This window comes from Paenibacillus sp. D9 (genome assembly GCF_001188365.1).
In the GTDB taxonomy this organism is placed as follows: domain Bacteria; phylum Bacillota; class Bacilli; order Paenibacillales; family Paenibacillaceae; genus Paenibacillus_O; species Paenibacillus_O humicus.
The window spans coordinates 25,302-49,727 of the sequence record NZ_JZEJ01000001.1; the positions used below are offsets into that span (position 1 = coordinate 25,302).

General features: G+C 58.8%; 25 protein-coding genes. 22 read left to right on the plus strand and 3 right to left on the minus strand.

What is annotated here, in order from left to right; translation table 11 throughout:
* Positions 1-5 precede the first annotated feature (5 nt).
* The 3 genes from ptsP (at position 6) to VE23_RS00105 (ending at position 2,906) form a co-directional block, all read left to right on the plus strand.
* On the plus strand, positions 6-1,730 hold the full coding sequence (gene ptsP, locus VE23_RS00095) for a phosphoenolpyruvate--protein phosphotransferase (protein ID WP_021877773.1): 1,725 nt from the start codon (positions 6-8) through the stop codon (positions 1,728-1,730).
* A 2-nt stretch (positions 1,731-1,732) separates the two neighbouring features.
* Entirely contained in the window at positions 1,733-1,996 is a 264-nt protein-coding gene (locus VE23_RS00100) for an HPr family phosphocarrier protein (protein WP_021877772.1), read from the plus strand.
* Positions 1,997-2,426: 430 nt separating this feature from the next.
* A complete protein-coding gene (locus tag VE23_RS00105) occupies positions 2,427-2,906 on the plus strand; it encodes a hypothetical protein (protein ID WP_157053882.1) in 480 nt (159 codons plus the stop codon).
* A 303-nt stretch (positions 2,907-3,209) separates the two neighbouring features.
* On the opposite strand, the gene VE23_RS00110 is transcribed toward VE23_RS00105, so the two are convergent.
* Positions 3,210-3,464 carry a GlsB/YeaQ/YmgE family stress response membrane protein gene (locus VE23_RS00110; RefSeq protein WP_048745422.1) on the minus strand — a complete coding sequence of 85 codons (255 nt, stop codon included), beginning with the start codon at positions 3,462-3,464 and terminating at the stop codon, positions 3,210-3,212.
* A gap of 340 nt (positions 3,465-3,804) precedes the next feature.
* Between VE23_RS00110 and VE23_RS00115 the strand changes: the two genes are divergently transcribed.
* The 5 genes from VE23_RS00115 to VE23_RS00135 all read left to right on the plus strand — a co-directional run bounded on the left by VE23_RS00115 (position 3,805) and on the right by VE23_RS00135 (position 7,630).
* Positions 3,805-4,644 (plus strand): transglutaminase domain-containing protein, encoded by an 840-nt coding sequence (locus VE23_RS00115; protein ID WP_049867023.1) that lies wholly within the window; start codon positions 3,805-3,807, stop codon positions 4,642-4,644.
* Between the two features lie 94 nt (positions 4,645-4,738).
* Positions 4,739-5,398 carry a hypothetical protein gene (locus tag VE23_RS00120; RefSeq protein ID WP_049867024.1) on the plus strand — a complete coding sequence of 220 codons (660 nt, stop codon included), beginning with the start codon at positions 4,739-4,741 and terminating at the stop codon, positions 5,396-5,398.
* 175 nt (positions 5,399-5,573) lie between these two features.
* Positions 5,574-6,239, plus strand: a complete 666-nt coding sequence (locus VE23_RS00125; protein WP_049867025.1) for a nitroreductase family protein — start codon at positions 5,574-5,576, stop codon at positions 6,237-6,239.
* Positions 6,240-6,389: 150 nt separating this feature from the next.
* On the plus strand, positions 6,390-6,749 hold the full coding sequence (locus VE23_RS00130) for a DUF3243 domain-containing protein (protein WP_048745427.1): 360 nt from the start codon (positions 6,390-6,392) through the stop codon (positions 6,747-6,749).
* 194 nt (positions 6,750-6,943) lie between these two features.
* Complete coding sequence (locus VE23_RS00135; protein WP_049867026.1) at positions 6,944-7,630, plus strand: TerC family protein; 687 nt, start codon at positions 6,944-6,946, stop codon at positions 7,628-7,630.
* 40 nt (positions 7,631-7,670) lie between these two features.
* Here VE23_RS00135 and VE23_RS00140 read toward each other — a convergent pair whose 3' ends face one another.
* Positions 7,671-8,546, minus strand: a complete 876-nt coding sequence (locus VE23_RS00140; protein WP_048745431.1) for a LysR family transcriptional regulator — start codon at positions 8,544-8,546, stop codon at positions 7,671-7,673.
* A gap of 186 nt (positions 8,547-8,732) precedes the next feature.
* Between VE23_RS00140 and VE23_RS00145 the strand changes: the two genes are divergently transcribed.
* The 6 genes from VE23_RS00145 to phoU all read left to right on the plus strand — a co-directional run bounded on the left by VE23_RS00145 (position 8,733) and on the right by phoU (position 13,968).
* The gene (locus tag VE23_RS00145) at positions 8,733-9,647 is read left to right on the plus strand and encodes a phosphate ABC transporter substrate-binding protein PstS family protein (RefSeq protein ID WP_021877762.1); all 915 of its coding nucleotides are present in this window, start codon (positions 8,733-8,735) and stop codon (positions 9,645-9,647) included.
* Between the two features lie 115 nt (positions 9,648-9,762).
* On the plus strand, positions 9,763-10,770 hold the full coding sequence (gene pstC / locus VE23_RS00150) for a phosphate ABC transporter permease subunit PstC (RefSeq protein ID WP_083436337.1): 1,008 nt from the start codon (positions 9,763-9,765) through the stop codon (positions 10,768-10,770).
* A gap of 2 nt (positions 10,771-10,772) precedes the next feature.
* Entirely contained in the window at positions 10,773-11,660 is an 888-nt protein-coding gene (gene pstA / locus VE23_RS00155; RefSeq protein WP_048745457.1) for a phosphate ABC transporter permease PstA, read from the plus strand.
* A gap of 24 nt (positions 11,661-11,684) precedes the next feature.
* Complete coding sequence (gene pstB / locus VE23_RS00160; protein ID WP_083436334.1) at positions 11,685-12,491, plus strand: phosphate ABC transporter ATP-binding protein PstB; 807 nt, start codon at positions 11,685-11,687, stop codon at positions 12,489-12,491.
* A 31-nt stretch (positions 12,492-12,522) separates the two neighbouring features.
* On the plus strand, positions 12,523-13,278 hold the full coding sequence (pstB, locus tag VE23_RS00165) for a phosphate ABC transporter ATP-binding protein PstB (protein ID WP_048745432.1): 756 nt from the start codon (positions 12,523-12,525) through the stop codon (positions 13,276-13,278).
* Between the two features lie 30 nt (positions 13,279-13,308).
* Complete coding sequence (gene phoU / locus VE23_RS00170; RefSeq protein ID WP_049867027.1) at positions 13,309-13,968, plus strand: phosphate signaling complex protein PhoU; 660 nt, start codon at positions 13,309-13,311, stop codon at positions 13,966-13,968.
* A 235-nt stretch (positions 13,969-14,203) separates the two neighbouring features.
* On the opposite strand, the gene VE23_RS00175 is transcribed toward phoU, so the two are convergent.
* The gene (locus VE23_RS00175; RefSeq protein WP_048745460.1) at positions 14,204-14,962 is read right to left on the minus strand and encodes a glycerophosphodiester phosphodiesterase; all 759 of its coding nucleotides are present in this window, start codon (positions 14,960-14,962) and stop codon (positions 14,204-14,206) included.
* 274 nt (positions 14,963-15,236) lie between these two features.
* On the opposite strand from VE23_RS00175, the gene VE23_RS00180 reads away from it, so the two are divergent.
* The 8 genes from VE23_RS00180 to VE23_RS00215 form a co-directional block, all read left to right on the plus strand.
* Complete coding sequence (locus VE23_RS00180; protein WP_049867028.1) at positions 15,237-16,196, plus strand: carbohydrate ABC transporter permease; 960 nt, start codon at positions 15,237-15,239, stop codon at positions 16,194-16,196.
* The gene (locus VE23_RS00185) at positions 16,193-17,032 is read left to right on the plus strand and encodes a carbohydrate ABC transporter permease (protein ID WP_049867029.1); all 840 of its coding nucleotides are present in this window, start codon (positions 16,193-16,195) and stop codon (positions 17,030-17,032) included. Before VE23_RS00180 ends, VE23_RS00185 begins: the two co-directional genes overlap by 4 nt.
* A 128-nt stretch (positions 17,033-17,160) precedes the next feature.
* On the plus strand, positions 17,161-18,576 hold the full coding sequence (locus VE23_RS00190) for an ABC transporter substrate-binding protein (protein WP_048745434.1): 1,416 nt from the start codon (positions 17,161-17,163) through the stop codon (positions 18,574-18,576).
* Positions 18,577-18,842: 266 nt separating this feature from the next.
* Entirely contained in the window at positions 18,843-21,503 is a 2,661-nt protein-coding gene (gene polA, locus VE23_RS00195; protein ID WP_048745435.1) for a DNA polymerase I, read from the plus strand.
* Between the two features lie 78 nt (positions 21,504-21,581).
* Positions 21,582-22,436, plus strand: a complete 855-nt coding sequence (gene mutM, locus VE23_RS00200; RefSeq protein ID WP_048745436.1) for a DNA-formamidopyrimidine glycosylase — start codon at positions 21,582-21,584, stop codon at positions 22,434-22,436.
* 119 nt (positions 22,437-22,555) lie between these two features.
* Positions 22,556-23,269, plus strand: coding sequence for an MntP/YtaF family protein (locus tag VE23_RS00205; RefSeq protein ID WP_232316737.1), 714 nt, complete (start codon positions 22,556-22,558; stop codon positions 23,267-23,269).
* 82 nt (positions 23,270-23,351) lie between these two features.
* On the plus strand, positions 23,352-23,948 hold the full coding sequence (gene coaE / locus VE23_RS00210; RefSeq protein ID WP_049867030.1) for a dephospho-CoA kinase: 597 nt from the start codon (positions 23,352-23,354) through the stop codon (positions 23,946-23,948).
* Positions 23,945-24,426: lytic transglycosylase domain-containing protein (locus VE23_RS00215; protein ID WP_232316739.1), on the plus strand; the 482-nt coding region annotated here is incomplete at its 3' end. The genes coaE and VE23_RS00215, both read left to right, overlap by 4 nt.

A 24,426-nucleotide genomic window follows, 5' to 3' on the forward strand; every position in this document is an offset into this window, starting at 1 on the left:
TCAGCATGAGCCAACTGATTACTGGAGTAGCTGCATCGCCCGGCATCGCGATTGCGAAGGCGTACCGCCTTCAGCAGTCGGAGTCGGTTCCGCCGCGCAAGACTGCCGGGGATGCCGGAGCGGAGAAGCAGCGGCTGAAGGAGGCCGTCGAGGCGGCACGGGTCGATATCGACCGCATTCGGGAGCGTACGCTGGAGAAGCTCGGAGCGCAGAAGGCGGAAATATTCGAAGCCCATCTGTTCCTGCTCGACGATCCCGACCTGATCGACGCTGCGATGGACATGATCGACAGCGATGGAGTGGATGCCGCTTATGCGCTGCATGAAGTGTCCTCGTCCATCGTCGAGGTGCTCCGATCGATGGACAACGAGCTGCTGAGGGAACGCGCCGCGGACGTGAAGGACGTCGCCGGGCGGGTCATCAGCAAGCTGGAGGGACGCGAGCACAGCGCGCTGTCGGAGCTGGACGAGGAGACGATTCTGATTGCGAACGATCTTACGCCGTCCGATACGGCTCAGCTCGATCTCGATTACGTGCGCGGCTTCGTGACGGAGATCGGCAGCCGCACTTCCCATTCTGCGATCATGGCCCGTTCCCTGGAGCTTCCCGCCGTCGTAGGGGCAGGAACTGCCGCCGCAGGAATCGAGTCCGGAACCATCGTCATTCTGGATGCGGTGGAAGGCAAGGTGATCGTGGCTCCTTCCGATTCCCAGCTTCAGGACTATCAGGCCCGCAAGCGGGAATACGAGGACTACAAGCTGCGCATGCAGCAGTTCGTGAACCGTCCTTCCGTCACGACCGACGGCCATGAGGTGGAGCTGGCCAGCAACATCGGCGGCGTCGAGGATCTGGAGAAGGTGCTGGCGAACGGCTCGGACGGCATCGGATTGTTCCGGACGGAGTTCCTTTATATGGGCCGTTCGACGTTCCCGTCCGAGGAGGAGCAGTTCACCGTCTACAAGCATGTGCTGGAGAAAATGAACGGCAAGCGCGTCGTCATCCGCACGCTCGACATCGGCGGAGACAAGGAGCTTCCTTACTTGACGCTGCCTAAGGAAGCGAATCCGTTTCTCGGCCTTCGCGCCGTCCGGCTCTGCCTGGAGCGGCAGGATCTGTTCCGCGCCCAGCTTCGCGCGCTGCTGAGGGCGAGCGCCCACGGAAAGCTGGCGATCATGTTCCCGATGATCGCTGTCGTCAGCGAGCTTCGCGAAGCGAAGCGCATCCTGGCGGAGGAGCGGGCTTCTCTGGAGTCCGAGGGCGTGCCGGTATCCAATTCGCTTGAGGTCGGAATCATGATCGAGATTCCGGCAGCGGCGCTCAATGCCGAAGCGCTTGCGAAAGAAGTGGACTTTTTCAGCATCGGCACGAACGATCTCATCCAATACACGATGGCGGCAGACCGCATGAACGAATCGGTCGCTTATCTGTACCAGCCGCATCATCCATCCATCCTGAGGCTGGTGAACATGGTCATTCAAGCCGCGAAAAAGCACGGCAAATGGGCCGGCATGTGCGGCGAGATGGCCGGCGATTCGGCAGCGATCCCGCTGCTGCTCGGCATGGGCTTGCATGAATTCAGCATGAGCGCCTCCTCGGTGCTGCCGGCGCGCGAGCTGGTGTCGCGCCTGTCGCAGCAGGAATGGGCCGTGCTGGCCGAAGAAGCTCTCGGCATGGACTCGCAGCAGGAAGTGCTCGATTTTGTCAACCAACAACTAAGGAGTGAAGCATAATCATGGCAACCGGAACTTTCACCGTCATTCATCCGCAGGGCTTCCATGCCCGTCCGTCCAAGCTGTTCGTCGAGAAGGCAAGCTCTTTTCCTTGCAAGGTGACGCTGCATAAGGGCAGCAAGAAAGCCAACGGCAAAAGCTCTCTCGGTCTTTTGACGCTCGGCATCGCCGCAGGCGACGAAATCACGGTGGAAACCGAAGGGGAGCAGGAAGAGCAGGCGCTGCAGGAGCTTGGCGCGATGCTGACGAAGATTTACGAGGAATAGATTATCCTGCGAATTGCATACAGGCCGTATGGCGGCGCCGCTTGAGAGCGGCTGTCGCCATACGGCTTTATTTCATTCCGCCGCATAAGAAGGATGGTCGATGACATCCGCTTCATATGGAACCATCGAATAATAAACGGACTTTTCAAAAAATGAATTCCTGCCGAAAGGGGGAAGGGGGTGAAATAAACGTACACTACATTCAAATCAAACAGGTCCGCGACCATAGTCATTCTTTTCTTGAGTTCTATTCTTTCCTTTCAAAGAATAAACTGAATTTAATGCCTTGTCGTTCAAGCGATGCCTATGCTGGCGAAATTTAATGCTTTCTTAAGAGTCGCTTAAACCGGGCTTAACCTATGCCCGTTACAATGAAGGTATATAAGCGGCTTGTCCGGGCATCCGGACGCCGGCGAAAGGCGGAATGAACGTGGACCAAAGACAAGGAGCTGATCTCCCGGCTGTCAACGCTGCGGCGAGGACTTCAAGGAGCGACCGCAAATCCAGGCAAGCCCGGCTCATCGCAGCCAGCGCTCTGCTGCTGATGCTGTCGATGAGCAGCGCGATGTCCGTCCCTTCCCGCGCGAATGCATCGGCAGCCGTGCTGGAGAAGACGCAGTCCGACCGGATCGACGCAAGCCGCATAGGGTGGACGGCGGCTGCCGCGCAAGCGGCGGGACTGCCTGTGGACCAGCTTGTGGAGCGGCTGAGGAACGGAGAGACGCCGGCCGAAGCGGCCAGCTTGTCCGGCAGCGCGGAGGACGCCGTCATCCGGGGCGTCTACCAGCCATGGGAGGCGGAGCTGGAGCGTCAGATCTCCGCAGGGGAACTGACCGAGACTCAGGCAGCCGCTCAAAAAAGGGCTCTCCTGACCGCGGCGCGCGGGCTTGTCACCGGCGAGTGGAGCTGAAAAAGGAACAAGCCTGAGAGAGAATCCGGCCATGAGCCAGCGTCTGCATAGGCGGAAGGAAGCTGAGCGAATCGACGCTATCAGCGATCAGCTAGCATGACAGCTCGTTCCATTGCTCCAGCGAGAGCTTGTCCGTTATATCCCTCATTGTTTCGGGTACTTCCACGGCGCACATGAACTCCAGGCTGTTGCCATCCGGATTGTTGAAATTTGCTTCGCTCTGCCAATAAGCGCATGAAAAAACCGCCCGAGCCGGGCGGTTTTTTCATGCGCTATTTTGCTTAAGCGTAGCGCTGCTTCCAATTAAGAAGCTCTGCGCATGCTTCCGAGAATAAGGCTGACGATCGCGACAAGCACGATAGCTCCGATCAAAGCCGGAATGAAGTAGAAGCCTCCAACGACAGGACCCCATTCGCCAATCAGCATGGAACCGAGCCAAGCGCCGACAAAACCTGCGATGATGTTTCCGATAATGCCGCCTGGAACGTCGCGGCCAACTAACATGCCCGCCAGCCAGCCGATGATGCCTCCTACAATCAATGCCCATAACCATGCCATGATGATTTCCTCCCTTTTCTTCTTTTAGTGTCGTGTTTCCCTCATGCCAATAAGTAACCTCTGCCGCGAATTTAGAATCAGGCTGCCCGAGAGTCATTTCGGAATTTGCCCAGACGGACGTGCCGTGAATCCCGGTCTCTATTCCACCTATATAGAAGAAGCGAAAGAATGATGATGGGCCCAAAGAACTATTTCTATAGTCGTATATACATTATGAAATGGTTCGATCCGAATAATCTAGTAAACAAAAACCCGCTACTTGCGAACTACAACATGATATATTGATAGTTCGATAGATACATAACAGGCGAGGCCGCGGGCTCAAACGGAGGTTATCGGAATGAAGATTATTCGCTCAGCATTCAAAGGATGGTTCAGAGGGATCGCCGCCGCAGCTGCGGCAGCCGCATGGATCGCAGCTCCCGTGCAGGCTTCCGCTGCGTCGGAGCCTGCGGCTGCAGCCGCCGTTTATGCCGCAGGAGGCGCCTATGCGGCCGATTCCTTCGAGGAAGCGGCGTCCATCGTCTACGGCGTCATGAAGCAGGCGTACGGGACTTCCGTCACGGTCAACTATACAGGCGACACCTCCGATTTGGCCAAGCAGCTGGACAAGCTGTTCAAGCAGGTCGGAAGCAAGGACGACTACATGCGCTTTGTATTGAAAAAAATGAGCTGGAGCTGGACGAGCACCAGGAATCAGGCCTCCATCACGTTCAAGATGGAGTATTGGGAAACAGCCGAGCAGAGCGAATACGTCCGCAAAACGGCGAAGGAAGCCGTCGATTCGCTGGTGAAGCCGGGCATGACGGACAGGCAGCTGGTGAAAGCGATCCACGACTGGGTGATCGGCCGGTTCGCCTATGATTATTCGCTCTCCAGCCATTCCGCTTACGACGGCCTGGCGAAGGGCGGGAGCACTGTATGCCAGGGCTATGCTCTGATGACGCAGCGGATGCTCGAAGCGGCTGGATTCGACAGCCGGATCGTATACGGGGACTCCAAGGGATCCAAGCATGTATGGAATCTGGTCAAGCTGGGAGATTCGTGGCTCCACCTGGACACGACCCTTGACGAGGGCGGCGCCGCCAAGCCGGGAACGGCTTACCTGCTTGTGTCGGACGACGCGATCAGCAAGGATCACAGCTGGGTCCGTTCCGAGTATCCGGCGGCAAGAGGATGAAAAAAGGAAGTTTATTCCTCTGCTGAAATCGCTTTATGGCTTTCCCTTTCCTATGCGGAATGGTAAGATGGACGCATGATAGGAGGATGCGTGCATGACGACAAACCATGATACCGAAGACAAGCAGGCAGCTCCGGGAACCGAAGTTCCTGAAGGACAGCCCGGACTTACCGAAACCGAATTGATGAACATGATATCGGCGCTCTACCAGCATGGAGAGACGGCGCTTAGAACGTTTTACCAGGATGAATACGAAGTGGACGGGCAGGTCATCAGCCACCCGATGTACGGACCTCTCGTCATGTACAGGCTGACGGATCCTAACGGCAACTTGTATACATGCGGATTTTTCATGAACGAGCTCGTCCAGAACTTCCAGAAAAACGAAGACCCGGCCTTATGGCTGTCTTCTTTCTTCGTGGATATACTAAGGGGAGAACGCAGCAGGCTCGTACCGCCTCCGCCTCAAAACGAAGACGAAGCGAAGTTCCTGTTCGATCAGGTCATCGTCCCGCATATCGCCAAGACGGTCCGCGAGGAGTTCGCTCCGGAGCCGGTTCATGTCGATATCGATGTCCATCCCGAGCATGGGCCGGTTGTCGAAGCCGGGTTCCCTTCGATCACCGACGGGAACAACGTTGTCGCCCTGCCGTTCCATTACCTGCTGGCGCTCCATCTGCTCAACCGGGATACGGCGGATCCGCTTGTCACCGGCATGTACAAGATCCGCGAGGAACATGGACTGGATACGTAATCGAACGTCTGCACGCAAGTGCGGATGCAAGGCGGGCAGGTGCGGATCAGCGATCCGCGCCTGCCTCTTTTTTCAAGACAAAACCATTTATTCCTATCCGTTGACACGGATATGTGACGATGTTACTATACTGTCATCAATGTAGATACAGTTGACGATGAGGAGAGTGCAGAGAATGACCATCATTCCTGAGCAAAGCAAGGTCCAGCAGCCGGTTATCGATTTTCACACGGTCATCAAGGAACGCCGTTCCGTCCGCAAGTATGACGCTTCCCATAAGCTGACGGATGAGGAAATCCGGGAGCTGCTGTCCGCAGCCGTTTTGGCTCCATCGGGCAGCAACATGCAGCCATGGCGCTTCATCGTCATTACGGATCCGGAATTGAAGCAAAAGCTTCTTCCCGTAGCCTTCAACCAGGAGCAGATCGTTTCTTCCTCCGCCGTCATCGCCGTACTTGTCGATCTGGAGGCCTATAAGCAAGCGCCGCGCATCTATGCCAAGGCGGTCGAGGCTGGATATATGAACGAGGAGACAGCTGACAAGCTGATCGGCAATATGAACAAATTCTACGGCGGGCTCAGCCGGGACCGCGTGCTGCACGGCGCTCTGATCGACGGCGGCCTGGTGTCCCAGCAGCTCATGCTGGCCGCTCGCGCCAGAGGACTGGACACGGTGCCGATGGCTGGCTACAACACGGATCAGTTCCGCGAAATGTTCGGTGTCTCGGAGCGTTATGCCAACGTCATGCTGATCGCTGTCGGCAAGGCAGCCGAGCCGGGCCATCCTACGGTCCGTCTCTCCGTAGACGATGTGACGAGCTGGAACGGATTCCATCAATAACTTTATTCGTTCTTGAAGTTTATTCATTCATGGCTTGGAATGGACCTTCGCCGGCATGCGGCAGGTCCATTTCTTCGTTTAAGGCGAATATCCCCAGGGTAATGAAGGCTCAGGCAGGACAAACCCTTTACCCGAGAGGATGAAATGACTATGGCACAAGAGCAGGAGATCAAGAACGGCGCGGAAGCCTACGACAAAGTCAAGGAAACGATCGGAAATATGGACGAGGGCAAAAAAGAACAGATTCTCGCCAGCTTCGGCGAATTCAAAAGCTATCTGGGCAACCGGATCGATCTGGCGAGGAGAATCGGCCTCGATGAAGAGCAGCTCGCGGTAGCCGCCGAGAAAGTCGCTGATTATCTGGCCAAGCACGAAGAGCCCCGCAACAGCGAGGAGAAGCTGCTGCAGGAGCTGTGGAAGGTCGGCAAGGACGATGAACGCCACAAGCTCGCTCATATGCTGGTCCGCTTGAGCCAGGAGACGAACGAGCCTGTTATCGAGCGCTCCTAGCAGGATGAGAAAGGCATCTGTCCGAGGCTGCATCGCAGCCCGGATCAGATGCCTTTTCGTTTGACCTTCAAGACAAGCCGATTATAGGCAGGATTTGATATGGGTTTTATAATATGTTTACATAGAATAAGTTTACTCATCAAGATTATGGACGGGCAGCAGGCTGGAGCCTGCTCCGGAAAGAAGGACTTGCGTTGGAATTTTGGGTTGGATTGTTGGAATTGATCTTGATCAATATCGTCCTAAGCGGAGACAACGCGGTCGTCGTAGCGATGGCAAGCCGCAAGCTGCCGCCCGAACAGCAAAAAAAGGCGATCCTGTGGGGCAGCATCGGAGCCATCGCATTGCGGGTCATGTTGACGTTCGTGGCGGTGAAGCTGCTTTCGATTCCTTACCTGCAGCTTGCCGGAGCCATCCTGCTCGTCTATATCGCCGTGCAGCTGCTCCAGACCGGAGACAAGGAAGAGGAAATCAAGGCTGGCGGCTCACTGGGCGCGGCGATACGGACGATCATTCTCGCGGATCTCGTCATGAGCCTCGACAACGTGCTGGCCATGGCAGGCGCAGCGCAAGGCAACTACCTGCTCATCTTCATCGGCCTCGCCATGACGGTTCCCCTCATTATATGGGCAAGCAAGCTGCTCGTCATGATTATGGACAAGTATCCGATCATCGTCATTCTTGGGGCTGCGCTGCTCGGCTACACGGCAGGGGAGATGCTTCTGGACGACAAGGCGGTCGGGGAGAAGCTGTCCGGGCTGTTCGCCTACGCGGACCATGTCATCCCGGTTGTCATCGCCATTGCCGTGTTGATTGCCGGGCGTATCCTGAACAGCCGCCATTCATCCGCGGAACCGAAGCCGGAGGCGGGAGACCGCTGAGCGGACGATCGCGCTGCAAGCCGGATACGGCTTGCGCTGCTTATTCCGGCGGGCTCTGCAGCCAGGAGGAGATCGCGAGCCGTGCTTCGGATGGAACTCCGGCGCCGAGCTTGAGTTCAAGCCGATAGGGCGGAATGCCGTTCAGCGGCAGCAGCAGCATTCGTCCCGGATCCGGCAGAACGCATGTTGCCGCTTGGGCGAAGCGGGGATCCGAAAAGATAGGCACGACAGCCACGCCCAGCCCGGCTGCTGCAAGCGAAGCCGCCATGACGGCATCGGGCACCGCATGCCCTTCTTCCAGATCCAGTCCCCTTGCGGCCGCCCAGGTCAAGATTTGGCTTCGCAGCCGGGTGCCGGCAGCCGGCGCGATCCAGGGCTTGCCGGATTCCAGGGCGGCCTGTGCGGCTTGGATGCCTGCTGCCTGGGCCCATTCACGGGAGACCGCAAGTCTCAGGTCGGCATCGGGAAGGGGCAGCCAGTCTGCATCAGCCGTTTCCTGCCGCTCCCGAATACGAATATCGGCATGCATGCCGGATCCTTCTTCAATACGGAGCCATTCGATTCCGTACCCGGCCGGCTCCAGCGCGAATGCGGCGAATGACGCCATGATGCTGCTGCAAGCAGCGTCCGCGAGCAAGGACAGGCGCTTGTGGCTGCCTCCCCGGAGCCTCATCTCGCGAGCGGCTTCCTCTTGCAGCGCCAGCATCTTCAGCGCGTACCGGTGAAGCCTGCGGCCTGCGTCCGTCAGAAGGATCCGGCCTGTCTTCATTTCGAACAGAGGCATCCCCCATTCTTCCTCCATCGATTTCATATGAAAGGTCACCGTAGGCTGCTTCAGGCCCAGTTCCTGAGCAACCAAGGTGACCTTTTTCAGTTGTTCAATGAGCACGATAATTCTCCATTTGATCAACGTCATGATAAATGACCTCATTCCGGATAGAGTATAGAATAAGTATATCATTTTTACGGGTATTCATAGAGTGCGTCTATTCAATTTTACAATTGCCTTTACAAACCGAAGATATCCCTTTAACAAGGCGCTTGTACAATAAGTCTTGTGAGGCAGAACAAACTTGGTTCTCGGAAGGGGATTTAAAACGAAATGAAGAAAACGATGTTGGTCCTGATGACGATGGTGCTTGCGCTGACGCTGGCAGCCTGCGGAAGCAAAGCAAACGACAACGGCACGAACAATGCAGCAGGCGGCTCCGAGCTCAGCGGTTCCATCCTGGCAGCAGGCTCGACGGCTATGCAGCCGCTGGTTGAGCAGGTGTCCAAGAAATTCATGGCCGACTCCAAATATTCCAGCATCACGGTTCAAGTCCAAGGCGGCGGCAGCGGCACCGGCCTGACGCAAGTATCCGAAGGCCAAGCCGATATCGGCAACTCCGACATCTTCGCCGGCGAGAAATTCAAAGATGCCGATGCAGCGAAAGCTCAAGAGCTGGTTGATCATCAAGTCGCAGTTGTAGCCATGGCAACGGTCGTGAACAAGGAAGTCGGCATCGACAACCTGACGAAGCAGCAGCTGGTCGACATCTTCACCGGCAAAATCACGAACTGGAAAGACGCCGGCGGCAAAGACGAGAAAATCGTCATCGTCAACCGTCCATCCAGCTCCGGAACGCGCAAGACGTTCGAGAAATACGCTCTTGGAACGGCATCCGAAGACCTTCCCGGCAACATTCAAGAGGATTCCTCCGGCACGGTCAAGAAGCTTGTCGGCGAAACTCCCGGAGCCATCGGCTACCTGGCTCTCTCCTACCTGGACGATTCCGTCAAAACGATCAAGCTTGACGGCGTAGACGCTACGGCCGACAACGTGAAATCCGGTTCCTACCCGGTATGGGCTTACGAGCACATGTACACGAAAGGCGAGCCTAACGAAATCGTGAAAGCTTTCATCGACTACATGCTGAGCGACGACGTTCAAAAAACCGACATCACGGATCTGGGCTACATCTCGATCCACGAGATGCAAGTAAAACGTGACGAAGCAGGCAATATTACGAAATAAGATCAGTTGCGCCAACGGCGCGCTGCAGCAGGCCAAGCGCGCGGAAACCACTTCCGCGCCTTGGCTTTGCGCCATGAAAATGCCAAGGCGTAAGGAGAGATGAGAAATGAACGCCATGAGACAACCTTCCCCGGGCGGCCCCGGAGACGCAAAGCCTGCAGCAGCGCCAGCCCAAGGCAAGCCTGATTCCGCCGGAGCCAAGAAGGGGGGGCCTTCCGCCGGCAATCCAGCTCGGCCGAAGCGTTCCAGACGCAGCCGTACGGCGAGCGAATGGCAAGGCAAAGCCTATACCCTTATTTGCGTAGCCATACTTATTGTTACGATTTTTTCCATGGTCTTTTTCGTCGCATCCAAAGGACTTGCCACCTTCTTCACAAACGGGGTCAGCGTATCGGAGTTCCTGACCGGCATCAAGTGGTCGCCGGACGGCGAGCCGCCTTCTTTTGGCGCGCTTCCGTTCATCACGGGGTCGTTCGCGACATCCATCCTTGCGGCCTGCATCGCGGCGCCGCTCAGCTTCTGCGCGGCCGTCTTCATGACGGAGCTGATGCCGAAGTTCGGCAAACGCTTCATGCAGCCGGTCATCGAGCTGCTCGCCGGCATTCCTTCGGTCGTGTACGGCTTCGTCGGCCTCAGCGTCGTCGTGCCGTTCCTGCGCTCGATCTTCCCCGGACAGGGACTCGGCATCGCGGCGGGCGCGATCGTCCTGTCGATCATGATCCTGCCGACGATCACCTCCATCGCCACGGATTCGTTGTCCAACCTGCCGCGCGGCCTCAAGGAAGGCAGCTATGCGCTCGGAGCCACCCGCTGGCAGACGATTTCCCGCAGCATATTGCCCGCTGTGCTGCCATCGATGCTGACCGGCGTCGTGCTCGGCATCGCCCGCGCGTTCGGCGAGGCGCTTGCGGTCCAGATGGTCATCGGCAACTCGCCGCATATTCCCAGATCCCTGTTTGAATCGGCTTCCACGCTGACGAGCGTCATTACGCTTAGCATGGGCAACACGGTCAAAGACACGGTGCAGAACAACGTTCTTTGGAGCCTGGCTCTCGTCCTGCTCGTCATGACGTTTGTCTTTGTCGGCATTGTACGCCTTCTGGAGAGGAGAGCACGCAGATGAGAATGTCCAACAAAACGGCAGACCGCATCGCGACCGCCGTATTCTATTTCTTCGCTTTCCTGATCATCGCCGTCCTGGCTTCGCTGATCGGATTCATCCTGTACCGGGGCCTCGGACAGATCAGCTGGCATTTCCTGACCTCTCCTCCAGAGACGTTCAAGACGGGAGGCGGCATCGGGCCGCAGCTCTTCAACTCCTTGTTCCTGCTTGTCCTGACCATGATCATAACGGTTCCCCTCGGCATCGGAGCCGGCATCTATATGGCGGAATATTCCCGTCCGGGACGGTTCACGGACTTCATCCGCCTCGTTGTCGAAGTGCTCTCTTCCTTCCCTTCCATCGTCGTCGGCCTGTTCGGCCTGCTCGTCTTCGTGCAGTATTTCGACCTTAAGTTCTCGCTGCTCGCAGGAGCGCTGGCTCTGACGGTGTTCAACCTGCCGCTCATGGTAAGGATCACCGAGCAAGGCATCCGCGGAGTGCCGCGCGAGCAGAAGGAAGCCGGGCTTGCGCTCGGCCTGACGCGCTGGCATACGATCACCAAGGTGCTGCTGCCGGTATCGCTGCCGACAATTCTGACCGGCACCATCCTAGCTGCAGGCCGCGTCTTCGGCGAAGCGGCGGCGCTGCTGTTCACGGCGGGCATGAGCTCGCCGCGCCTGGACTTCACGGACTGGAATCCGCTCAGCCCGGTATCGCCTCTCAATCCGCTGAGGCCTGCCGAGACGCTGGCGGTCCACATCTGGAAAATCAACAGCGAAGGCGTCGCGCCCGATGCGGCGCAGATCGCCGCCGGCGCCTCGGCGGTGCTCATTCTGACCGTGCTGCTGTTCAACCTCGGGTCGCGCTGGCTGGGCCGCTTCCTATACCGCAAGCTGACCGCATCTCGTTAATCTCATCTGAGGAGGCTATATTCCATGGCATTGTCTACACAGTCGGCCCCCGGGGCCCGTGCAGAGGAACACGCCGGGACGGATGCGCTTAGCGCGGATAACCTGAGCGTATTTTACGGGGATAAGGAAGCGGTGAAGAAGGTCAGCCTGCGCTTCGCCAAGGGAAGCGTCAACGCCTTGATCGGGCCTTCCGGCTGCGGCAAGTCGACGTTCCTGCGCAGCCTGAACCGGATGAACGACACCATTCCCGACGCCCGCATGACTGGGAGCATCTGGTTCGACGGAGCGGATATCAACGCTCCCGGCACCGATGTCGTCTCCTTGCGGCAGCGGATCGGAATGGTCTGGCAGAAGCCCAATCCGTTCTACAAGTCCATCTACGAGAACATCGCCTTCGGTCCGCGCTATCATGGCGTGAAGAAGAAGCGCGAGCTGGACGAGATCGTGGAATCCTGCCTGCGGCGTACGGCTCTGTGGGAGGAGACGAAGGATCGTCTCCACCAGTCCGCGCTGTCGCTGTCCGGCGGCCAGCAGCAGCGTCTGTGCATCGCCCGCACGCTGTCGGTCGAGCCGGAAGTGCTGCTGATGGATGAGCCGGCGTCGGCACTGGATCCCGTCTCCACGTCCAAGATCGAAGAGCTGATCTCGGAGCTGAAGCAGGAATACTGCATCGTCATCGTCACGCACAACATGGCCCAAGCGGCCCGTGTGTCGGACAAGACCGCATTCTTTTATATGGGCAACCTGATCGAGCACAACGATACGAACATCATTTTCACGAATCCGGAAAACAAGCAGACCGACGATTACATCTCGGGCCGCTTCGGCTAAGATTCCAAGACGAATGGGAGCAGGGGACACTATGAACCAGGTAATGGAGATCGACCGTCTTAATTTGCATTATGGAGACTTTCACGCCCTGAAGGAGATCAATCTCGGCATTCCCGAAAAAACCGTGACGGCCTTCATCGGACCGTCCGGCTGCGGCAAATCCACCTTCCTCCGCACGCTGAACCGGATGAACGACCTCGTGCCCGGCGTTCAGATCGGCGGCAGCGTCAAGCTGGACGGACAGGATATCTACGGCGCGGACACCGACGTGGAAGTGCTCCGCAAGCGTGTCGGCATGGTGTTCCAGCAGCCCAATCCTTTTCCCAAGTCGATCTTCGACAATGTCGCCTATGGTCCGCGCCTGCATGGCATCCGGGACAAATCCCGCCTGAACGATATCGTCGAGCGCAGCCTGCGCGGCGCCTCGCTGTGGGAGGAAGTGAAGGATCTGCTCGGCAAGTCCGCGCTGAGCCTCTCGGGCGGACAGCAGCAGCGGCTGTGCATCGCGCGCGCTCTGGCCGTGGAGCCTGAGGTGCTGCTCATGGACGAGGCTACGTCCGCTCTGGACCCGATCTCGACGCTCAAGATCGAGGAGCTCGTCCGCGAGCTCAAGAAAGAGTATACGATCGTCATGGTGACGCACAACATGCATCAGGCGGCCAGGGTTTCCGACCGCACGGTATTCTTCCTCAATGGAGAGCTCGTGGAAGCGGAAGAGACGGAGAAGCTGTTCTCCAATCCTACGGATGCGCGGACGGAAGACTATATTACAGGGCGATTCGGTTAAGGCTGAAGCCGGGAGAGGGAGAGAGAGAACGTGATCAAACGCAAGGAGCTTGACGAAGGACTGGATCAATTGAAGGCCATGCTGGTCGAAATGGGAGACCATGTCGAATCGGCGCTGACCAAATCCATGTATTCCCTCATCCATATCAATGCCAAGGAAGCGGCTCAGATCATCCAGGAGGATCCGGAGCTGAACCGCCTGGAGGAGAAGATCACCGAGCTCGGCTCCAAGCTGATCGCGACGCAGCAGCCGGTCGCCAAGGACCTGCGCCGCATTCTTGTGGCGTTCCGGATCTCGGGAGACCTGGAGCGGATGGGCGATCTGTCCGTCGACATCGCCAAGGTCGTCATGCGACTGGACGGCCAAGAGCTGATCAAGCCGCTGATCGACCTGCCGCGCATGGCGGAGACCGTGCAGACGATGATCTTCGAATCCATCCAGTCCTACGTGCAGGAGAATGTGGATCTGGCCTACAAGATGGCGAAGGACGACGACATCGTCGATGCCCTCTATTCGCAGATCATCCGGGAGATGTTCACAATCATGGTCGAGAATCCCCGTACGATCAACCAAGCGATGCTGCTCAGCTTTGTCGGCCGCTATATCGAACGGATTGCCGACCATGCGACGAACATCGGCGAGAGCGTCACTTACCTCGTTACGGGCAAGCGCCCGGATTTGAACGTATGATGTCCCGAGCCCCCCGCTTTCATGCGGGGGGCTTTGTTATGTTCTTTTCTACCGGTTCTCAAAAACGTGAACGCGGCCATGAACATCATGCAGGAGGAGATTTCGATCCGATTCTCCAGATACTGACTTATAGAGACATCGAGGAAGCCATCCAGCATGTCAACGAGCGGGACGCTCGAATAAAAACAAAGAACAGCCTGCACAATCGTGCAGGCTGTTTGCTTTGCGCATGGCTTCAACGGCTGCTCAGATGCTCCTTCAATCGGCCTGGATAATCGGTGATGATGCCCGTCACTCCGACGGAGACTAGCCGGTCCCACTCGGCAGGATGATTGGCCGTGTAAGGATAGATGCGGAGCCCTGCGGCGATGGCATCCCCGGCATCCTTGGCTCCGATGAGGCCGTGATGCGGATGGAGCGACCATACCTCCGTCTCCAGCAGAGCCGCATAGGAGGCATGATGGATGAGATCGGCGGCATACAGCAGTCCGATGCGGAGCTCCGGCTCCGCCTGCTTCAGCCTGAGCAGCAGCTTGTGGTCGAAGGAGGACACGACGGTGCGTTCCAGGCGATTGCCGCCGCGGAGGTAGTCCAGCAGAACTTCGTCGAGCAGCGCGCCTCCGGCATCCTTGACTTCAACGTTGATTTCGATGTGCGGCGGAAGGAGGTCGTAGACTTCCTCCAGAAACGGCACCCTTTCCCCGGCAAACGAAGGCGAGAACCAGCTCCCGGCGTCCGCCCCGCGGATGGCGTCCGAATGCAGCGAGCGGATCGCTCCGGTGCGGTCCGTCGTTCGGTCGAGCGTATCGTCATGGCAGACGATGAGCTTGCCGTCCTCCGACAAGTGAATGTCCAGCTCCACCATATGGCTTCCTTGCTCGGCCGCAAGCCTGAAGCTCGCCAGCGTGTTCTCGGGCGCCTCCCCGGCTGCGCCTCTATGCCCGATCACGATCGGGCTGCCTGCATTTCCGTCCAGCTCGATTTCTCCTGTCATCCTCTTGTTCCCTCCCAGTGTGGCTCCGTTCCGGCAGAAGCCGCTTTCGGCGATCCCGTTCGCCATCATTATATGCCGTCTCTGAAAGCCTGTCTCCCATGGATTTGAAATCTAAAGAAATCTTTAGAAAGAGATGCCTGCCATCAGGCAAGCGTTATGGCCTTTCCTAATCTTAATAAATTGCTGACATAGGGGTTACAAAAGGGCGTTATCGTTGGAGTTGCCAAGCCGACTCCGGCCATGCAATCTCTTGAAAGGGCGGTGGCAATCACCCATGGACTCATCCCTCTATAAGGACAAGCCTGAACCGGTCTTGTCCCCGGTCTCCGAGGCTGGTACCCCGATCGCCGCAGCCAGACTGAGGCGGATCCGGGAACAGCTGCTCGGTTACTTGTTTCTGGCGCCGAGCCTGGCCGTATTCACCTTGTTTCTCTTTTATCCGATGGCCCGCTCGGTCTATCTGAGCTTCCAGCTTACGGACCCCCGGGGCAGGGTCGCCGCATATGCGGGATGGGACAACTATTCGCGGATGCTGGAATCGTCCGCTTTCTGGAACAGCCTCTGGATCACAGTCAAGTTCACGCTGCTGACCGTGCCGGCCGGGCTAGCCCTCGGCTTGCTCTGCGCCAGCCTCGTCCATGCCGCAGGCAGAGGCAGCAAGATCTTCCGCTTTGTCTTCTCGGTTCCGCTTGCCCTCTCTGTCGGAACGGCTTCCATCCTGTGGATGATCCTGTACCATCCGACGCTCGGCATGCTCAACTACCTGCTGGGGCAGCTCGGAATCGGCCCGGTCCAGTGGCTGACCGATCCGTCCGCAGCGCTCGGTTCCGTCTCGCTCATGACGATATGGATGAACTCCGGGTTTCCTTTCGTCCTGCTCCTGGCCGCCATTCAAGGGCTCGACAACGATGTCATGGACAGCTCGCGGATCGACGGCGCTTCGATGTGGAGAACGTTTTTCTCGATCAAGCTGCCGCTGCTGTCGCCGACGCTGTTCTTCCTTGCGGTCGTCTCGATCATGAGTGCCTTCCAATCGTTCGGGCAGGTCAACATCCTGACTCGGGGCGGCCCTGCCGGCTCTACGGATGTGCTGGTGTACTCCATCTACCGCGAAGCGTTCGTCAACTACCAGTTCGGCACCGGCAGCGCGCTCGCGATCGTCCTGTTCGCCCTTATGCTCCTGCTGACGGCGGTTCAATTCCTCGTACTTGGAAAGAAGGTGCATTACCAGTGAGGGGATACGGGCATTCGCGCCATCCGGTCCGGCTGTTCAGCCTTTACGGCTCGCTCATCCTGCTGGCGCTGTTCGTGCTGGGACCGCTGCTGTATCTGCATGCCCAGAGCTTCATGACTCCGGCCGAAGCGGGTCAGTATCCGCCCAAGCTGCTTCCGTCCGGCTTGTACACCGGCGGGCTCAAAAACGCGATTGAAACGGTGCCGATCTTCGGCTTCATCGTCAACAGCTTTGTTCTGGCGATCGCCATCATGGTGCTCCAGGTGCTGACGGCGGCGCTGGCCGCCTACGCATTCGTCTACATCCGGTTCTCGGGAAGCCGATTCTGGTTCGCGCTGTTCATCAGCACGATGATGATTCCGTGGGAAGTGACGATTATCCCGAATTATTTGACGGTCAAAAGCTGGGGATGGCTCGATTCGTTCCAAGGGCTCATCGTGCCCTTCGCGGCTTCGGCATTCGGCGTGTTCCTGCTCCGCCAGTTTTTCCTGCAGCTGCCGCGCGAGCTGTTCGAGGCGGCGCGCATCGACGGCTGCGGGCATTTCCGCCACTTCGTCTCCGTCGTCCTGCCGTTGTCCGGGCCTGCTGCCGCATCGCTGGCCGTATATGTATTCCTGAACGGCTGGAACCAGTACCTGTGGCCGCTGCTCATCACGAGCAGCGATGCCATGCGGACGGTCCAGATCGGAATCGCGATGCTCCAGTTCGAGGAGCTGACGAGCTGGAATCTGGTGCTCTGCGGAGTGGCGCTCGTCCTGGTGCCGTCCCTCGTGCTGCTGGCGCTGGGCCTCAAGCCGCTCGTGCGGGGAATTACAGCCGGAGCGGTCAAAGGCTGAGATATATAACACCAAGCTGCTCGGGTTCAACCGCTGCAGCAGGCATGATTCCAGTCCTCATACGGGTATTCGTCCTTCGGGACTTGCCATATATACAAATATTGATTCAAAGGGAGAGAAATCCAACCATGGTCAAACGCAATTGGAAAATGGCGCTGCCTGTGGCGGCTATGCTCGTGCTGCCTCTGTCTGCCTGCGCATCGAATCCGAGCAACGGCGGAACTAGCGCCGATCCGGCGCCAACCGCCGCGGCTTCCAATACGGACGCCGCCGCGAATGCGGGCGGAGCTTCCACGGAGCCTGCCAAGGAGCCGGTCAAGGTTGTCTGGTGGCATTCCATGAGCGGCGAGCTCGGCAAGGCTGCGGACAAGCTGGTCAGCGATTTCAACGCCTCGCATCCCGATGTGAAGGTGGAGGGCGTCTTCCAAGGAACCTATGACGAGAGCCTGAACAAGCTGAAGGCTTCGATGGATTCGAAGTCCGGGCCGTCCTTGATCCAGGTGTATGAGATCGGGTCGAGATTCATGATCGATTCCGGCGCCGTGACGCCGGTGCAGCAGTTCATCGACGAGGAAAACTACGACGTGTCCTCCCTGGAGCCGAATATCCGGAGCTATTACACGTTCGACGGCAAGCAGTACTCGATGCCATTCAATACGTCCAACCCGATTCTTTACTATAACAAGGATCTGTTCACAAAAGCGGGACTTGATCCGAACAAGCCGCCTGCAACTTACCAGGAGGTAGCCGACGCGGCCAAGAAGCTGACCGGCGGCGGCGTGACGGGAGCTTCCTTCGCCATCTACGGCTGGTTCGTAGAGCAGCTGCTGGCAAACCAAGGCAAGGACCTCGTCAACAACGGCAACGGCCGCGACAGCGCCGCTACCGAATCGCTCGTAAACCAGGAAGCGGCCGTCAAGACGCTGACCTGGTGGAAGGGCATGGTGGACAACAAGTCCGCGCTGAATCTCGGACGCAAGACGGACGACACGAAAAAAGCGTTCCTGGCCGGCCAGATCGGCATGACGCTGGATTCGACGGCTTCGCTGCGCGGCATCGTCGACGGCGCCGCAGGTAAATTCGAAGTCGGCACGGCCTTCCTGCCGAAGCCGGATGCATCCACCGAAGGCGGCGTTGTCGTCGGCGGCGCAAGCCTGTGGGTTCTGAACAACAAGCCGGCCGAGGAGCAGAAGGCTGCCTGGGAGTTCATCAAGTATTTGGCCGAGCCGGCTGTACAAGCAGAGTGGCACATCAACACCGGCTACTTCCCGATTACGACGAAAGCGTACGACGAGCAGATCGTCAAGGACAATCTGGCGAAGTATCCGCAGTTCCAGACGGCTGTAGACCAGCTGCATGCCTCCAAGGCGGGCACGGCCAGCCAAGGCGCCGTCATGGGCGTCTTCCCGGAAGCGCGCCAGACGGTGGAAGGCGCGATCGAGGAAGCGTTCACGGGCAAGAAGGACGTCAAGGCCGCGCTTGACGATGCGGCGAAGCAGATTACCGAGAAGATCGGCATCTACAACAAGACGGTAGCCAAATAAGGAGCGAAAGCTTCCGAACAATCAAACAGCCCCGGGATCGACGAGCCCGGGGCTGTTTTTTATCGTCCTGGATGGGTTTGGCGCTCGCTTTTGACGGTTTTGAACCGAGACGGATAGAGGCTGGATGCTGTTCAGGCTTCATAGAGCGAGGAATAGAAATCCGATTCCGAAAAGTTCGAGCCGATCGAATCGGGAGAGTCCCGTCCGGGAATCGGAGTGCCGTTTATGGTATGATGGAAGCAACCATGAACAGGACGAGGTGCCCAATGGACAAGTGGATATTGATCGACGGCAACAGTATTGCCAACCGGGCTTTCTACGCCATGCCGCCGCTGACGAACGCAGCGGGATTACATACGAACGCCGTATACGGCTTCACGACGATGCTGCTCAAGGTTCTTGAGGAGGAGAAGCCGACGCATGTGCTCGTCGCCTTCGACGCCGGCAAGGTGACGTTCCGCACCGAGAGCTTCGCGGAGTACAAGGGAACCCGCCAGAAGACGCCATCTGAGCTGTCGGAGCAGTTCCCGCTGATCAAGGAGGTCGTGGCCGCGTTCGGCATCAAGCAGTTCGAGCTGAGCGGATACGAAGCGGATGACATCATCGGGACGATGACCCGTCTGGCGGACGAGAAGGGGGTCAAGACAATCGTCGTGTCCGGAGACAAGGACATGCTCCAGCTGGCCTCCGAGCAGGTGACGATCGCCGTGACGCGCAAGGGCGTCAGCGAGACGGAGCTCTACGATCCCGCCGCCGTCAAGGAGCGCTACGGCCTCGTACCGAGCCAGATCATCGACCTCAAGGGCTTGATGGGCGATACGTCCGACAACATTCCGGGCATTCCGGGAGTCGGGGAGAAGACCGCGCTCAAGCTTCTGCATGAATACGGCACCGTCGAAGGCGTGCTGGAGCATTCCGGCGAGCTGAAGGGCAAGCTCAAGGAGCGGGTGGAAGAGAATCGGGAAGCCGCGCTCATGAGCAAGCAGCTGGCGACGATCTTCCGGGAGGTTCCTCTCGAGGAAGGAACGGCGGAGTTTTCTTATAGCGGCTTCGAGCCTTCCGTACTGGCCGATGTGTTCGGCCGGCTGGAATTCCGCTCGCTGATGGAGAGGCTCGACCTGTCGGCCGGAGGGGGAGCGGCGGATGCGGCTCCGAGCCGGGAACTGGCCGTCGTTCCGGTCGAGATCGGGGATACGGAAGCCAGGTCGGCGCTGGAAGCCGCGCTGGATGAATCCGGAGGCTTTTTCCTGGAATCGCACGGGGACAACCCCCATCATGCCGATATTCTCGGAGCGGCTTATGCCGTGGAGGACCAGGTGTTCGTCATGGATGCGGAATGGCTCTCGAGCGCGGACGCGGACGGGTTCAAAAGCTGGCTGGCCGATCCGTCCCGGCCCAAGACCGGCTGCGATCTGCATCGTGCGGAGCTCGTCCTGAACCGGATCGGCGTCCATCTGCAGGGAGCCGGCTTCGACATCGTGCTGGCCGCCTACCTGCTCGACCCGACGGATACCGACCAGAGTGTCACCGGCATCGCCGCCCGCAGCGGCCTTCCATCCGTCCCTTCGGACGAGTCGGTCTACGGCAAAGGCGCCAAGTTCAAGGTGCCGGACAAGGAGACGCTGTACGCCCACCTGGCAGCGAAGGCCGAAGCCGTGCGCTCGCTTGCGCCGCTGCAGCGCGAGAAGCTGGAGCAGAGCGGCATGAACCGTCTCTACTTCGAGCTGGAGCAGCCGCTGTCCGGCGTGCTGGCGGACATGGAGAAGCTCGGCATCTGCGCGGATGCCGGCGCGATCCGCGAGCTGGGCCGGGAGCTCGAGAAGGGCATCACCGCCGACATGGCCGAGATTTACCGCCTGGCGGGCACGGAATTCAACATCAACTCTCCGAAGCAGCTTGGGGAGATTCTGTTCGACCGTCTGGGACTTCCCGTCATGAAGAAGACCAAGACCGGCTATTCCACAGACGCCGATGTGCTGGAGAAGCTGGAGCCCTACCATGAAATCATTCCGCTCATCCTGCATTTCCGCCAGCTCCACAAGCTGCAGTCCACCTACGTGGAGGGCCTGCTCAAGGAAATCCGCGAGGACAGCGGCAGGATCCATACGTACTACCGGCAGACGATCGCGGCTACGGGCCGGCTGAGCAGCCAGTTCCCGAATCTGCAGAATATCCCGATCCGCCTGGAGGAGGGACGCAAGATCCGCAAGGCGTTCGTGCCTTCCGAGCCGGGCTGGAGCATTCTGGCGGCCGACTACTCGCAGATCGAGCTTCGAGTGCTGGCCCATATATCAGGCGACGAAGGGCTGACCGAGGCGTTTACGCATGACATGGACATCCATACGAAGACGGCCATGGACGTATTCGGCGTGCAGGAGTCCGAGGTGGATTCCAACATGCGGCGCTCGGCGAAGGCGGTCAACTTCGGCATCGTGTACGGAATCAGCGACTTCGGCTTGTCCCAGAACCTGAACATCACCCGCAAGGAAGCGTCGCGGTTCATCGAGCAGTACTTCGAGGCGTTCAAGGGCGTGCGCAAATACATGGACGATATCGTCCTGGAGGCGCGCAAGGACGGTTATGTGAAGACGCTGCTGGAGCGCCGCCGCTATTTGCCGGAGATCAAGGCGTCGAACTTCAACCTTCGCTCGTTCGCCGAGCGGACCGCGATGAACACGCCGATCCAGGGAACGGCGGCCGACATCATCAAGCTGGCGATGGTGAAAATGCAGGAGCGGCTCCGGACCGACGGCCTGAAGAGCCGCATGCTTCTGCAGGTGCACGATGAATTGGTGTTCGAAGTGCCGCCGGAGGAGCTGGAGACGATGAAAAAGCTCGTTCCGGAAGTGATGGAGAGCGCCTTGGAGCTGAATGTGCCGCTGAAGGCCGAAGTCAGCTTCGGAGCCAACTGGTACGAGGCGAAGTAGCCTCCGTGCAGTCAGAATCTGCGCAATGCGCCGCCAGGATGGTTCCGGTATAATAGAAGCCGAAGAGGTGATGACATCATGCCGGAATTGCCGGAGGTAGAAACGGTAACCCGAACGCTCAATATTCTCGCGGGAGGCAAGACGATCGAGAAGGTCGTCGTCAGTCTGCCGCGCATCATACAGCGCCCCAAGGAGCCCGAAGACTTCGAGGCCGCCCTTGAGGGACATACAATTCTGAATGTGGAACGCCGGGGCAAGTTCATCCGTTTTGTTCTGGACGGGCTTGTGCTCGTTTCCCATCTGCGCATGGAGGGCAAGTACGGCCTGCATGACGCCGAGGACGAAGTGGCGAAGCATACGCATGTGCGCTTCCGCTTCACGGACGGAACCGAGCTGCGGTACAAGGACGTCCGCCAGTTCGGAACGATGCATCTGTTCAAGCCGGGCGAGGAATTCACGATGCCGCCGCTGCTGAAGCTTGGGCTGGAGCCGCTGAGCGAGGAGTTTACGTACGAGTCGCTGGTGGACAGGCTCGCCAAGCGGACGACGCGCATCAAGCCGCTGCTGCTGAATCAAGAATATATCGTGGGGCTTGGCAATATTTATGTGGATGAGGCGCTGTTCCAGGCCGGCATCCACCCCGAGCTGACGGCGGACCGGCTGAAGCCGGCCCAGTGGAAGCTGCTTCACGCGGCGATCCGCGATACGCTGCAGAGGGCCGTCGATGCGGGAGGCTCCTCCATCAAGTCCTATGTCAACGGCCAGGGAGATCCCGGCAAGTTCCAGCATGAGCTGCTTGTGTACGGCCGCAAGAACGAGCCTTGCCGCAACTGCGGCAGGCCGATCGAGAAGAGCGTCGTCGGCGGACGCGGCACGCATACTTGCGCGGCTTGCCAGCCGCTGCCGAAGTCGCGCGTCCGCAAGAGCGGCTGACGGCTGCCCGGGCAGCGTCGAAGCCGGCGTCGGCCGGTGTTGGATGAAGAGACAGGAACAGACGCCCATTCCTTGCATATGATGATCCTAAGTCAAATGCAGGGAGGTAGGGCTGGAACGTGTTCGCCCACATACTGCCGCTGTTGCTCTTGTCATTTGCCGTCAGCGTGGACGGATTCGGTGTAGGAGTCACGTACGGGCTGAGGCGTATCCGCATCCCGATGCTGTCTGTGCTGATCATTACGGGCTGTTCGGGCATCGTCATCCTGCTCGCCATGAAGGTCGGGGCTTGGCTCTCCGGATTCGTATCCCCCGAAGGAGCGAAGCTGATCGGGGCCGCCATCCTGATGCTGATCGGATCTTATACGCTTGTGCAGCAGCTTCGGCGCGGCAAGGAGGACGATGCCAAGCCGGATGCGGGCTCGGCCCGCGACCATCCCAATCCGGCAGCGATGCCGGAGGGCGGCTCGAACGAGGCTCCCTTGCCGCCGGCTGCGGTGCTTACGTTCGAAATCAAAAAGCTTGGCCTCGTCATTCAGATTCTGAAGACGCCTCAAGCCGCCGATATAGACAGCTCCGGGAGCATAAGCCCGGGCGAAGCTCTTCTGCTCGGGTCCGCGTTGTCGCTGGATGCGTTCGGCGCCGGTCTCGGCGCCGCCATGGTCGGCCTCGTGCCTTGGGTGACGGCATGCTGCATCATGCTGGCGAGCGGCCTTTTCCTGGTAGGAGGACTGCGCTTCGGCTTCCGGTTCTCCGGCGTCAACCGGATGAAGGCGCTGAGCTTTCTGCCCGGCGTCCTGCTGCTTTTGATCGGATTCGGCAAACTATGGTAACATCTCCCTATCCCTCCCGCGGCGGAGGGATATTGGGCTTTACAAGAGGTAATATGGCTGCAAAAAAGGAGGTTCGAATCTCTTGAGAATAGGACTTACAGGCGGGATCGCCAGCGGCAAAAGCACCGTATCCCGCTTTCTGCGCGAAGCGGGAGCCTTCGTATCGGATGCCGACGAGGCGGCCCGGAAGGTTGTTCTGCCCGGAACGCCGGCATTGGACGGCATCGTTGCGGCTTTCGGCCGCAGCCTGCTGCTCCCGGACGGCATGCTCGATCGGGCCGCCTTGGGGCGGGTCGTATTCGGAGATCCGGACAAGCTGAGGCAGCTCGAGTCGATCCTGCACCCGGCGATACGTGGATATATGAAGGATGAAATGGACCGCGCCGAGGCGGAATCGCCCGGAAGGCTCATTGTGGCGGATATCCCGCTCTTGTATGAAACGGGACAGGACAAGGCTTACGACGGCGTCCTGGTCGTCCATGTGCCGCATGGGCTGCAGGTCATGCGTCTCATGGAGCGAAACGGCATGGACGAAGCGGAAGCGGAGCGGCGAATCGGCCTGCAAATGAGTCTGGACGAGAAAAAGCGGCGGGCAGACTGGGTCGTCGACAACAGCGGCAGCCTGGAGGATACCCGCGCCCAGATTGTGCGCTGGATGACGGAGCTTCCACCGGCATGAGATGGCTGGCCAAGAAAAGGGTGCTGCTCGTCGTGCTGGCGGGATTCGTCCTCCTGCTTTTCCTCAAGTCCGACTGGATGGGCCGGATGATGTATCCGATCTCTTTCGTCGACGAGATCCAGGCTGGAGCTTCCGATTATGAAGTCGATCCGTATCTCATCGCGGCCATCATCCGCGTGGAATCGAATTTCCATACCGGCAAGGTTTCAAAGAAGGGAGCCGCGGGGGTGATGCAGCTCATGCCCGACACGGCCCAGTGGATCATCGAGACGGCCAAGCTCGAGGCTTTGACCGCGGAGGGTGTGACTTCCGATACGAAGCTCAGCATCCGGGCAGGCTCTTGGTACATACACTCCCTTCATCAGCAGTTCAAGGGCAATTCGGTCGCGGCGGTCGCAGCGTACAACGCAGGCCCAGGCAAAGTGTCCAAATGGCTGCAGAACGGGACTTGGGACGGCACGCTCAAAAACCTGAGCAG